The organism is Vreelandella venusta (assembly GCF_007989605.1).
Lineage (GTDB): Bacteria > Pseudomonadota > Gammaproteobacteria > Pseudomonadales > Halomonadaceae > Vreelandella > Vreelandella venusta.
Genome location: NZ_BJUL01000005.1, coordinates 216359 through 228168, shown reverse-complemented (window position 1 = coordinate 228168; position 11810 = coordinate 216359). Strand labels below are relative to the sequence as shown.

General features: G+C 51.6%; 11 protein-coding genes. 1 reads left to right on the top strand and 10 read right to left on the bottom strand.

Annotation, left to right across the window (positions count from 1 at the left end):
* Positions 1-67: 67 nt before the first annotated feature.
* Positions 68-421 (bottom strand): hypothetical protein, encoded by a 354-nt coding sequence (locus HVE01_RS07795; RefSeq protein WP_125749045.1) that lies wholly within the window; start codon positions 419-421, stop codon positions 68-70.
* Positions 422-532: 111 nt separating this feature from the next.
* On the opposite strand from HVE01_RS07795, the gene HVE01_RS07790 reads away from it, so the two are divergent.
* Positions 533-1009, top strand: a complete 477-nt coding sequence (locus HVE01_RS07790) for a DUF721 domain-containing protein (RefSeq protein ID WP_125749048.1) — start codon at positions 533-535, stop codon at positions 1007-1009.
* Positions 1010-1105: 96 nt separating this feature from the next.
* Here HVE01_RS07790 and lpxC read toward each other — a convergent pair whose 3' ends face one another.
* The 9 genes from lpxC to murD all read right to left on the bottom strand — a co-directional run bounded on the left by lpxC (position 1106) and on the right by murD (position 11802).
* Positions 1106-2017 (bottom strand): UDP-3-O-acyl-N-acetylglucosamine deacetylase, encoded by a 912-nt coding sequence (lpxC, locus tag HVE01_RS07785; protein WP_125749051.1) that lies wholly within the window; start codon positions 2015-2017, stop codon positions 1106-1108.
* 160 nt (positions 2018-2177) lie between these two features.
* Entirely contained in the window at positions 2178-3356 is a 1179-nt protein-coding gene (gene ftsZ, locus HVE01_RS07780; RefSeq protein ID WP_125749054.1) for a cell division protein FtsZ, read from the bottom strand.
* Positions 3357-3390: 34 nt separating this feature from the next.
* Positions 3391-4680: a cell division protein FtsA gene (gene ftsA / locus HVE01_RS07775; protein ID WP_089037730.1), complete on the bottom strand. Its 1290-nt coding sequence runs from the start codon at positions 4678-4680 to the stop codon at positions 3391-3393.
* A 316-nt stretch (positions 4681-4996) separates the two neighbouring features.
* Entirely contained in the window at positions 4997-5713 is a 717-nt protein-coding gene (locus tag HVE01_RS07770) for a cell division protein FtsQ/DivIB (RefSeq protein WP_125749057.1), read from the bottom strand.
* Positions 5710-6651, bottom strand: a complete 942-nt coding sequence (locus HVE01_RS07765; protein ID WP_125749060.1) for a D-alanine--D-alanine ligase — start codon at positions 6649-6651, stop codon at positions 5710-5712. Before HVE01_RS07765 ends, HVE01_RS07770 begins: the two co-directional genes overlap by 4 nt.
* Complete coding sequence (gene murC / locus HVE01_RS07760) at positions 6648-8060, bottom strand: UDP-N-acetylmuramate--L-alanine ligase (protein ID WP_125753641.1); 1413 nt, start codon at positions 8058-8060, stop codon at positions 6648-6650. Before murC ends, HVE01_RS07765 begins: the two co-directional genes overlap by 4 nt.
* 53 nt (positions 8061-8113) lie before the next feature.
* Positions 8114-9211 carry an undecaprenyldiphospho-muramoylpentapeptide beta-N-acetylglucosaminyltransferase gene (gene murG, locus HVE01_RS07755; protein ID WP_146943345.1) on the bottom strand — a complete coding sequence of 366 codons (1098 nt, stop codon included), beginning with the start codon at positions 9209-9211 and terminating at the stop codon, positions 8114-8116.
* A gap of 18 nt (positions 9212-9229) precedes the next feature.
* The gene (gene ftsW / locus HVE01_RS07750; RefSeq protein WP_125749066.1) at positions 9230-10411 is read right to left on the bottom strand and encodes a putative lipid II flippase FtsW; all 1182 of its coding nucleotides are present in this window, start codon (positions 10409-10411) and stop codon (positions 9230-9232) included.
* Positions 10408-11802, bottom strand: coding sequence for a UDP-N-acetylmuramoyl-L-alanine--D-glutamate ligase (gene murD / locus HVE01_RS07745; protein WP_146943343.1), 1395 nt, complete (start codon positions 11800-11802; stop codon positions 10408-10410). The genes ftsW and murD overlap by 4 nt, the downstream gene beginning before the upstream one ends.
* Positions 11803-11810: the final 8 nt, after the last annotated feature.

Sequence of the window (11810 nt, the reverse complement as noted above, 5' to 3'; positions counted from 1 at the left end):
ACGAGCGCCCCATTCAGGCGCGCCCTTTTATATAAGGCAAATAAGGGTAAATTTAGTAAATGGACAGCTAAGCTGGCGGGCCACGAGGGGTCAGCACATCAATCGCGGCAACCAATCGACGTGGGATATGAAGAAAGTAGCGGGAACAGTGCAAAACAGCAGGATAAACATGCGCTTTTTTGCGTACCCAGCGGCGCAGCGCGCAGCGCTTCTTAGCAATCCACTCAGATTGGGCACGCAGCATCGCTGGCACCCAAAAACAGATGATGACGCCGCGTTCACCACTACGAAATGCATCTGAAGGATGTAAACTAGCAGGTAACAAACAGCTCACTAAGAGGCCTGCCAGCCACCAACGCGCTAAGCCATTTCGGCGTTGCCGCCGCGGCGAAGCAGACAAAACATCTGGCGTTGATGGCATGCTGTGGACTGGCTCCCGAGCGTGTTAGGCTCTATCAATTAAAAGACAATACAGAACGCTGGTGGCAGCCGTGAGTGTGGCGTAGCCAGCAACGTTCCAGGAATCAAGTTAATGAGTATAAAGGTTAAGCGATCCCGCGCACAGCCCATTACCCAACTGCTGACCAAGTCTGGCAGCGCTGGACAGCTTATGCGACAGTCCCGCTTAATTGATCAGGCTCAGCGTCATTTACGCGCTCACCTTCCTGAAGCAATGCGTGAGCATATTTTCGTCGGGGGCTTTCGAGAAGGACGTTTGACATTAATAAGTGGTCAAGCAAGCTGGCTAACATGGCTACGCTATGAACAGCCGCAATTGCTAGCCCTACTGCATCAGTTACCAGGATTTGAAAGCGTTACCGGCTTTACCCTGAAAGTACGCCCCATTCGACCAATTGAAAGCCCCAAGCGTTACACGCGCACCCTCTCAGAGAATGCAGGCAAAACGCTAACCGAATGTGCCAAAGGTACCGACAACCCCTCGCTTAAAAACGCCCTGGAGCGCCTTGCGGCACATGCACCCAATCATTCAGACGACAAACATTCGTAACCTCGTATTGCCAACGCCAATATGCAAAAAGCACCGCCAAAGCGGTGCTTTTTTACTATTGCCACATGCCATTCCACCGCCTAACAGGCGATCAAGCTATGCCATTGCAGGTGCCGAGTAAGAGATAGGCGCAATCGCTTTGTCTTCTTCAAAAGTGACGATTTCATAGGCGTCGGGCTGCGCTAATAACTCACGACACAAGCGATTGTTGAGCGCATGGCCTGACTTAACACCCTGAAACTCACCAATCAAGCTATGACCAAGCTGGTATAAATCACCGATAGCATCCAGCACCTTATGCTTGACAAACTCGTCGTCATAGCGCAAACCGCCTTCGTTAACGATGCGGTAATCGTCTACAACGATGGCGTTATCCAAGCTACCACCAAGCGCAAGATTATTGGATCGCAAAAATTCCAGATCGCGCATAAACCCGAAAGTACGTGCGCGAGAAACCTCTTTCACAAACGACGTTGTTGAAAAATCGATTAACGCGGTTTGTTTTTGCTGCTCGAACACAGGGTGGTTAAAGTCGATTGAAAACGAGACCTTAAACCCCTGATGAGGCAAAAAGACGGCTTCTTTGTCGCCATCACTGACGGCAACACGGCGCTTGATTCGGATAAATTGCTTAGGTGCGTCTTGCTCTAGAATGCCCGCCGACTGAATTAAGAACACAAAAGGACTGGCGCTACCGTCCATGATAGGCACCTCAGGTGCACTTACATCGACATAGGCATTATCAATGCCTAACCCTGCAAATGCCGACATCAAATGCTCGACCGTCGCGACTTTCACACCCTTGTAAGAAAGAGCAGTGCACAATGTGGTGTCTTCCACCAATTCAGCACGAGCCGGTACGTGAACCACAGGTTCCAGGTCGGTCCGGATAAATACAATTCCGGTGTTAGCTGGCGCCGGGCGCAAAGCCAAGTGAACTTTTTTACCAGAGTGCAGACCCACTCCGGTGGCGCGAATGACGTTTTGTAATGTGCGTTGTCTGATCATGGGCAGTGGTCGAACTCTAATGACGGCGGTTACCGGCAAAAGTGCCGACAAGTACCGCTAGGGGAAAGAAAGTTAAGAAACAGTGTTCACTTTAACAGCAAACGAGTGTTTTAACCAATAAAACTCTCGCTTGCTGTTTCAATGACCCCGATAGCGTCAGTTAATCTGCCTGACGGCGCAAGAACGCGGGAATATCCAAATAGTCATCGGCATCAGGCGCGCGACGCTTCTCGGCACGTGGTTTTGCAGTTGGCTCAGGCGCTTCTTTACGCGCCGTTGCCTGCTGACGCATGACAGTTGGCTGTTGCAACTTGCGGTAATCTGAGGAGGCTTCAGCAGCAGACCGGCGTACTGGCTCACGAGAGGCTACTTTACCCTTACTCCCATCCAGACCAGCGGCTACCACGGTAACACGCAGCTCATCGGACATTTCCATGTCGATAGAGGTACCCACCACAATCGTTGCCTCCTGAGAAGCAAACTCTTGAACAGTGGCACCTACATCATTGAATTCACCGATCGACAAATCGGGGCCGGCGGTAATATTAACCAAAATACCGCGAGCGCCGTGCAGATCAATATCTTCAAGCAGCGGGCTACGAATGGCTTTTTCAGCCGCTTCGCGAGCACGATTTTCGCCAGTTGCCCCACCCGTGCCCATCATCGCCATGCCCATTTCTGACATAACGGTGCGTACGTCGGCAAAATCGACGTTAATAATGCCCGGGCTGGTAATCAACTCTGCGATACCTTGAACGGCGCCCAACAGCACATCATTAGCAGCGCTAAAGGCGGTTAGCAGCGTGGCGTTTTTGCCTAGCACAGAAAGCAGTTTTTCGTTGGGAATAGTGATCAACGAATCAACGTGCTCAGAAAGCTCTTTCATGCCCTCTTCAGCGGCGCGCATACGTTTCGGCCCTTCAAACGGGAAGGGCCGAGTTACTACTGCAACCGTCAAGATACCTAACTCTTTGGCAACCTGGGCAACGACAGGTGCACCACCGGTACCTGTACCACCACCCATGCCCGCCGTGATGAATACCATATCTGCACCGGTTAATAACTCAGCGATGCGATCACGGTCTTCCATGGCGGCTTGACGACCGACTTCAGGATTGGCGCCGGCTCCAAGCCCCTTGGTGATTTCACCACCAAGCTGCAGGACTGTCTTTGCAGACACCCGCTTAAGCGCTTGAGCATCGGTGTTAGCGCAAATAAATTCAACGCCTTCGATATTACTTTCGACCATGTGGTTGACCGCGTTACCGCCGCCGCCGCCAACACCGACCACTTTGATGACCGCACTGCTCGAGGGTGCGTTATCTACCAATTCGAACATAAGCCCCGTCTCCTGAACCGCGCTTGCGGCCCTGTCAGAAATTTCCTTTGAACCAGCCTTTAATTCTTACCAGCGCCGATTGACCTTCCTTGATATCACGCCGAACGACTTCGTTGCGCCCTTTGTGCGCAGCAACGACTTCACCGTGGCTTTCTAGGCCTTGCCCATGTCGCGCTTCTTGCAATGCATAATGCAGCAAACCCACGCCTGTCGCATAAATTGGATTGCGTACCACATCAGCCAACCCTTTGACATTTTGTGGACAAGCAATACGAACAGGCATATGAAATATCTCTTCTGCCAATTCGCTTACCCCTTCCATACGCGAGGTGCCACCAGTGAGCACCACACCAGCAGCCACCATATCTTCATAGCCACTACGGCGTAATTCGTCTCTCACCAACGTAAATAGTTCCTCGTAACGCGGCTCAACCACTTCAGCAAGTGCCTGTCGCGATAAATCACGAGCCGGACGATCTCCTACGCTGGGGACTTTAATCATTTCATCGCTTGCCGCTAGCTGTGTCAGTGCGCAAGCGTATTTAACTTTAATCTCTTCGGCATGCTGGGTTGGTGTACGCAATGCCATCGCTATGTCATTAGTGACTTGGTCGCCTGCTATCGGTATAACGGCAGTATGGCGAATGGCACCTTCACTAAAAATGGCCATATCAGTGGTTCCACCACCAATATCGACCATACAAACGCCCAATTCTCGCTCGTCTTCGGTAAGCACCGCCATACTAGAAGCTAGCTGTTCAAGAATAATTGCGTCAACGTCCAGCCCACATCGCCGAACACATTTCTCAATATTTTGAACGGCGTTCAACGCTGCTGTCACCAGGTGAACCTGTGCCTCTAAGCGAACACCTGACATTCCTAACGGTTCGCGGATACCGCCTTGGGCATCAATTGAGAACTCTTGGGGCAATACATGTAAAACACGCTGCCCTTCCGAGACCGCGCGTGCACGGGCTGAGTCAATAACGCGCTCGATATCAGATGGCGTGACTTCCCTTTCTTTAATTGCAACCACCCCATCTGAGTTCATTGAACTGATATGACTACCAGCAACGCCGACATAGACAGAGTGAATATCGCAACCAGCCATTAACTCAGCCTCTTCAACAGCGCGCTGAATAGACTGCACTGTTGATTCGATATTAATCACCACACCACGCTTCATGCCACGTGATGGATGAGAGCCGATACCCGCTATCTCAATCCCGCCGTCATCGGTGGGTTGACCGACTATCGCGACGACTTTGGACGTTCCAATGTCCAGCCCGACAACCATATTGGATGCGTTGGGTGAGCCTGCCATGAGTCGGATAATCTCCTAGAAAAAATTGTAAAAGAAACTTGTTATTCGTAACTGCGCCAACAGTGTTAAAACGGCGATACAAAATCATCCCGAATAACATTGACGCCTACCGTAATATCAAGCCAAATGCTGACCGTAATTAAATAAAACAGCCCATAAAAAAACATCAGCTATAACATAGTATAGAAACAATACTCACAATACGACTAGCGCATGCCTACGATAATCGCCTTTGTCCGCGATTTAAACCCTATTCATGGCTTTTCGCAGTTGGCAACCACTTACATTTACCTACTTCTTGCACATTGTAAGTCGCTTACTCCTCATCTTCTTCTGCAAAGTCGCTTTCTCCGTGCCAGGCAACTGCCACACCATTCGGATAACGCAAGTCAATATAGCGAATATGATCGCCAACTTGCGCCAGTTCACGCTGCCACGACGCTGATAGGCGCGCTAGGCGAATTTCATGCTGACGCCTGCCTAGCATTACCCAAGCACCATTGCTCAACTGAAGCCGCCATGCACCACGCGGCTCTAAGCGTAATTGAGAAAGTGACAACGATAACCCCTGGAAATGAGGTGTTAAGCGGCGATAATAGGTAAGCACCTCTTCGCCACTTCCCGTCGGCCCGGCTAAATCAGGAAGCCCCTGAGGAACAGCAAGCGGTGCAAACGCAAACGATTCACCTTGCGGGTTAAGTAGAAAGTCATCGTTCCAACGGGCCACTGGCGTTTGCTCTACCAACTCAAAAACAAGCGCATTAGGCCACTCTCTGGAAATTCTAACTTCACTTAACCAGCCAATTCTTAACGCACGCTGCCGCAGCTCACCTAGATCAGCCGAGAGCCAAGTTGCCTCTTGAACGAGGGGCGCTAGCTGAGTACGGAGGTAATCAGCACTCACATATTCCCACTCGCCACGAATAGATACACGCTCGATAGGCCTATCTAACCATAGCCATAAGGCACGCCCGCCAGCGCCTAGCAACAGTGCCAACAATATGAGGCCTAACCACGCATTACGCTTCTTCATGAGCAGCTGCGTTGAACCGCAGTATTCAATATACGCATCACCAACTGATCAAACGCTATGCCCGCATGCGCTGCCGCTTGAGGAACTAAACTATGATCTGTCATTCCTGGCACTGTATTAACCTCAATCAGCCAAAACTTGCCCATCGCGTCGCGCATCACATCGACACGCCCCCAGCCTTCGCCACCTACCGCATCAAAGGCTTGCTTGCATAGCTCTGCCAAAGACTGCTCGTCATTGGATGTTAAGCCGCAAGGAAGGTGGTACTGGGTTGTGTTAGCAATATATTTCGCTTGGTAATCATAAAAGCCGCCTGGGACTTCAACACGAATAGCCGGCAATACATCATCGTCAAGCAGCGCAACGGTATACTCTTCGCCCACAATGAACCGCTCAGCCATGACACGGGCGTCATAGCCCGCCGCCTCATGGTAGGCAGCTTCCAATGCCTCCTGGCTTTTAACGATGCTAATACCCAGCGTGGAGCCTTCGTGAACAGGTTTTACCATCATTGGTAAACCTAGTTGTGAAACCACCATAGACCAATCAGATGTCTCGCTGAGCATGATGCTTTGAGGAGTAGGCAGCCCTACGGCTTGCCAAATCTGCTTCGTACGCTGCTTATCCATTGCTAACGCTGACGCCAGCACCCCGCTACCGGTGTAAGGCAGCCCTAAAAGCTCAAGCGCGCCCTGTAGCGTACCATCTTCACCACCACGACCATGAAGAGCCACAAAAACAGCCGTCGGGGCAAGGCGTTCTAGCCCCACCAATCCCTCTTCTTTTGGATCATAGCCAATGGCATCGATACCTTGACGCTTTAACGCACCAAGCACAGCCGCACCGCTTTTAAGCGATACTTCACGCTCTGCTGAAGTACCACCATAAACAACAACAACGCGTGCCAAGGGGTCATTCAATGACATTGTTGTACTCATAGCTCTACCTTATCTAGCGATAATTTGGCTTGCGCGAAACGTAACGAAATGCCGCCCACATCACCAGCGCCTTGAGTAATGAAAATATCCCCAGGGCGAAGCAGTTTGCTTAACAGTGCCGGTAGCTCCTGCTTATGTTCAACAAACACGGGATCAACTTCTCCTCGCTGGCGAATCGAGCCAGCAAGGGTGCGTCCTTCCGCACCTGGAATCACGGCTTCCCCAGCGCTATAAACGTCCAATAGAACGAGCGTATCCACTTGAGAAAGCACACGCACGAAATCTTCATAAAGATCACGGGTGCGACTGTAGCGGTGTGGTTGATACAACATGACCAGTCGACGATCCGGCCAACCGGCACGAACCGCCTGGATAACCATGTCAACCTCACGGGGGTGATGCCCGTAATCGTCTACTAACATGATCTCGCCATCAGCCATGGGGGCACTGAAGTGGCCATGCACTTGAAAGCGGCGCCCTACACCAGCAAAACTTGCCAGCCCACGAAGAATGGCCTCGTCACTTACCCCGGCATCCGTTGCGACAACAATCGCCGCCATCGCGTTTAACGCATTATGGCGACCAGGCATTGCTAGCCGAACCGCTAATGGAGCCGCATCCCCAGGACGCACTGCAGTGAACGAAACTTCACCGCCTTGCTGGGTAAAGTCTACAATACGGTAATCAGCATCTTCATCGAAACCGTAGGTAACAAACTGGCGCTTCACCTGATCACGTAGCGACCGAATGTTAGCATCGTCAATACACAGCACTGCCAACCCGTAAAACGGCAAATTATGCAGAAACTCGATGAACGTGCTTTTTAAGCGCTCAAAGTCTCCACCATAAGTCGCCATATGGTCTGCATCGATGTTCGTTACAATAGAGACCATTGGCTGAAGATGAAGAAACGACGCATCCGACTCATCAGCCTCAGCGACTAAATAATCTCCCTCACCCAACCGAGCGTTAGCGCCAGCGCTGGTGAGTTTCCCACCAATCACAAAGGTGGGGTCTAACCCACCTTCCGCCAGTAGCGTTGCCGTCAAACTGGTTGTGGTCGTCTTGCCATGGGTTCCTGCGACCGCAATGCCATGGCGAAAGCGCATCAGTTCGGCTAGCATTTCGGCACGCCTAACCACGGGCACACGATGCTCATGAGCCCAGCGAATTTCAGGATTTGTTTCATCAATGGCACTGGAGACAACCACGACATCAGCGCCTACCACGTTCTCTTCAGCATGGCCGATAGCAACGCTAACACCACACTGGCGAAGGCGCTCAACAACATTCGATGCCTTCATATCGCTACCACTCACGCTGTAACCCTGATTCGCGAGTACTTCAGCGATTCCACACATACCTGCGCCACCGATACCAACAAAGTGCAAACGCTTAATGCGGCGCATACCAGAGCCGCTTGGGCGGACACCTGAGTGCAACGCATTATTAATAGAGTCGGTCACGCAGTCTCTCCTTGTTTAACCAGCGCTAAACATCCCTTTGTAAGGCGCTCAGTCGCTTCTAAGTAGGCCGTCTGACGGGCTTTAGAAGCCATATCTGACAAAACGCTCGGGACTAATAGCTCATCTAAATAGTGTGTTAATCGCTCGGGGGTAAGCTCAGACTGGGTAACACAAAGCGCCGCCCCGGCCTTTACCAAAACGTCAGCATTGACCCGCTGATGATCATCAACAGCAAATGGAAACGGCACTAACAAGGCAGGCTTTGCCGCGGCGGCAAGCTCTGCCACGGTTAGCGCTCCGGCGCGGCAAACGACTAAATCTGCCCACTCATACGCAGCCGCCATATCATCAATAAAAGGCGTAACATCTGCCACAATGCCATGTTCAACATAGGCGCTTGCCGTCGCCACATCTCGGTCTTTGCCCGCTTGATGGCGAACATCAGGGCGTCGTTCTGGCGGCAAACCCGCCAGCCCGAGCGGTAAACGCTCATTCAATGCGACCGCGCCTAGCGAACCACCAACAACTAATAAGCGCAGCGGACGAACGGTCAGTTCAGACGCACTTCTTGGATGCTCACCCAGTGCGGCAATATCTTCTCGCACCGGATTGCCAATCACTTCCGCCTTGTCACCAAAAGCCTCGGCAAACGCCGCATATGTGCGGGTCGCTAATTTTGAGAGCACCTTATTGGTCAGCCCAGCAATAGCATTTTGCTCATGTATCACCAATGGCACCCTGGAAAGCCACGCTGCCAACCCACCGGGGCCACTGGCAAATCCACCTAACCCAACCACCACATCAGGATTGAAGCGACGAATCACCTTTCGCGCCTGCAGTACGGCTTGGGAAAGGTTCAGCGGCGCTCTAAGCCACCCAGCAACTCCTTTGCCACGCAGACCGCTTATATCGATGGTATGAAGCGTAATACCTGCTTCTGGTACTAGGCGATTTTCGATCCCTCTTGGGCTTCCCAGCCATTCAACGTCGACATTGTGGGCTTTGAGTGAACGTGCTAATGAAAGCGCCGGAATAACATGACCTCCGGTACCTCCTGCCATAATCAAAATGCGTCGACGTGTGTTCGTCGTCACAAACAACTCCTTGAGTAGTTACGATAACCGAGGTTCATGGCGAGACTTGTTGGCTGTCGACAGGCGACGCGGACGGTGACGCGTCTCTGCATCTACGCGCAGCAGCAAGCCAATCATCATACCGGTTACCAATAAACTTGAACCGCCATAGCTAATCAGCGGCAATGTTAGTCCTTTCGTTGGCAATAGCCCCGAGCTTACCGCCATATTGATAAATGCCTGAGCAGCGATAACGAAGCCAATACCATAGCCGACATAGGCACCAAATAAATGGCCTGCCAGCTCGGCACGACGGCCAATCAACATCGCTCTGGTAATGAGTAACGTAAATAGCAGTACCACAAGAATGGCCCCAATCATGCCAAGTTCTTCTGCGATGACAGCAAAAATAAAGTCGGTGTGAGCTTCAGGCAGGTAGTGAAGCTTTTGAACACTATTACCTAAACCAGTACCGGTCACATGCCCACGACCGAAAGCAATCAGCGCCTGAGTAAGCTGGTAGCCAGTGGCAAACTGATCAGCCCAGGGGTCCAAGAAGCTCGTCCACCGCGCTAATCGGTAAGGTTCCATAACGACCATCATGACGGCACCAACAGCCAATACGCCACCACTACCAAATAGCAAGGTAAGTGAGGCGCCGCTCATCATTAACATACCAATAACGCACACGGTATATACCACCATGCCGCCAAAATCAGGAGCAAGAAAAAGCAACCCCGCCGGAACGGCAAGCACCGCTAAAGGTCGCCACATACTGAATGCCCGTTGGCGCAGGTCATAGGTAAAACGGGACATGAAGGCTGCCATGTAAAAAATCAAACCGATTTTTCCAAGCTCCGAAACTTGCAGGCTAGGTAAGGGGCCAGGCAGTGAAATCCAGCGTTTACTGCCGTTAACTTCCTGGCCAACCACTAGCACTAGCACCAGCATGATGATGCTCACTAGCAAAATGAGCGCTGCGTTTTGCCGCCATGCTTCCAAAGGAACACACAGCATAAAAAAACAAGCCAATATAGCCAGGATTAGAAAAATGCCATGCTGCCGGGAGTAGTGATAGGTATTTTCAAGCAGACCTACCGAGGCGGAACTTACCATCACCCAGCCTAATCCGGCTAACGCTACGGCGGCGACGATCAACCACACATCGGAGGGTAAATGTCGCGTAGTCAAAGCATCACGGATACGCTGTACTCGACTCATAACCTCTCTCCTGAGTGATTATGCTGTTTATGCTTTTGCTCAACCCAAGCCCGAAAGGCATCGCCTCGCGCTTGGTAATTGGCAAACTGGTCTAGGCTTGCACAGGCGGGTGACAGCAATACACAGTCGCCGGGCTCAGCTAATCCCCAGGCCACTTCCATAGCTTGGGTTAAATCGCTGACTAGGTGCACTGGAACAGCAGATGAGATAGCGGCCTCAAGACGGTGTGCGTCAGCACCAAATAGCACCGCAGTTTTAGCGCTCTCTGCCAGAGGCATCGCCAGAGGGGTAAAGTCAGCACCTTTGCCGACACCACCGGCCAATAAGATTATTTTCCCTGTCAGAGACGCGCTAATGCCTTGAATCGCGGCCAGCGTAGCGCCAACGTTAGTACCTTTTGAATCATTCACCCACATAACGCCATTAATTCGAGCGATTACTTCACTACGATGAGGCAACCCCTTAAAAGCAGCTAACGCCTGACACATTGGCGCTTTTGCGAAGCCTAACGCCTTACCCATGGCCAATGCTGCTAGTGCATTGGCATAGTTATGTCGCCCTGCCATCGTTAAGTCGTCTGCATTAAGCCAAGCTTCATCACCATGGGCTAGCGTTAATCTACCGGCTTTTTCAACCACCCCCCAGTCATTACCTGCGGGGACGAAAGCCGTGAAACGCTCTACATGACCAATAGGCGACTCTGGCCAAGTGAGCGCATCGTCCGCGTTGACAATGACTGATTGCGCACCGCGAAAAATACGCTGCTTAGCGCGGCGGTAACCCACCATATCTCCATGACGATCTAAATGATCTTCACAGAGGTTTAAAAAAGCAGTCGCTTTAGCACCCAAATGAGGCGTTGTTTCCAGCTGAAAACTAGAGAGTTCAAGGATGTAAAGCTCGGCATCTGGGCATTCAACTAATAAATCCAATGCAGCCGTACCCAAATTGCCACCCACCGCAGCTTTAACACCAGCCGCTCTAGCCATCTCGCCGAGTAATGTCGTAACAGTTGACTTGGCATTAGAACCAGTAATAGCAGCAATCGGTGCATTCACCGCGCGGACAAACAAGGCAATTTCGCCTATCAGCACGGGCTCCCCCGTTGCTGGATTATAACGCTCTAGTAAGCCATCGAGGCCTGGCGAATGAGGATCGACACCAGGGCTGACAACCACTTCGTAGGCATCTGTAAAATCAAGCGCTGTTAACGGGCCACAATAAACCTCAACACCAGGATTCTCATTCTGAAAAGCGTCTAACCCCGGAGGCTCGGCTCGCGTATCTGCCACCATAAATGGCACGCCTTGGCGCGCCAAATGCCGACAAATAGCTCTCCCGGAGATTCCCAGGCCAATAACAACGGTGACTCCATTTGCGACTCGCACGATGACCGGCT

Bases quoted from the DNA above. Each gene is read 5' to 3' on its own strand.
- HVE01_RS07770 (WP_125749057.1), bottom strand. From the start codon at position 5,713: ATGAAGAAGCGTAATGCGTGGTTAGGCCTCATATTGTTGGCACTGTTG.
- lpxC (WP_125749051.1), bottom strand. From the start codon at position 2,017: ATGATCAGACAACGCACATTACAAAACGTCATTCGCGCCACCGGAGTG.
- HVE01_RS07790 (WP_125749048.1), top strand. From the start codon at position 533: ATGAGTATAAAGGTTAAGCGATCCCGCGCACAGCCCATTACCCAACTG.
- ftsZ (WP_125749054.1), bottom strand. From the start codon at position 3,356: ATGTTCGAATTGGTAGATAACGCACCCTCGAGCAGTGCGGTCATCAAA.
- ftsA (WP_089037730.1), bottom strand. From the start codon at position 4,680: ATGGCAGGCTCACCCAACGCATCCAATATGGTTGTCGGGCTGGACATT.
- HVE01_RS07765 (WP_125749060.1), bottom strand. From the start codon at position 6,651: ATGAGTACAACAATGTCATTGAATGACCCCTTGGCACGCGTTGTTGTT.
- murC (WP_125753641.1), bottom strand. From the start codon at position 8,060: ATGCGCCGCATTAAGCGTTTGCACTTTGTTGGTATCGGTGGCGCAGGT.
- ftsW (WP_125749066.1), bottom strand. From the start codon at position 10,411: ATGAGTCGAGTACAGCGTATCCGTGATGCTTTGACTACGCGACATTTA.
- HVE01_RS07795 (WP_125749045.1), bottom strand. From the start codon at position 421: ATGCCATCAACGCCAGATGTTTTGTCTGCTTCGCCGCGGCGGCAACGC.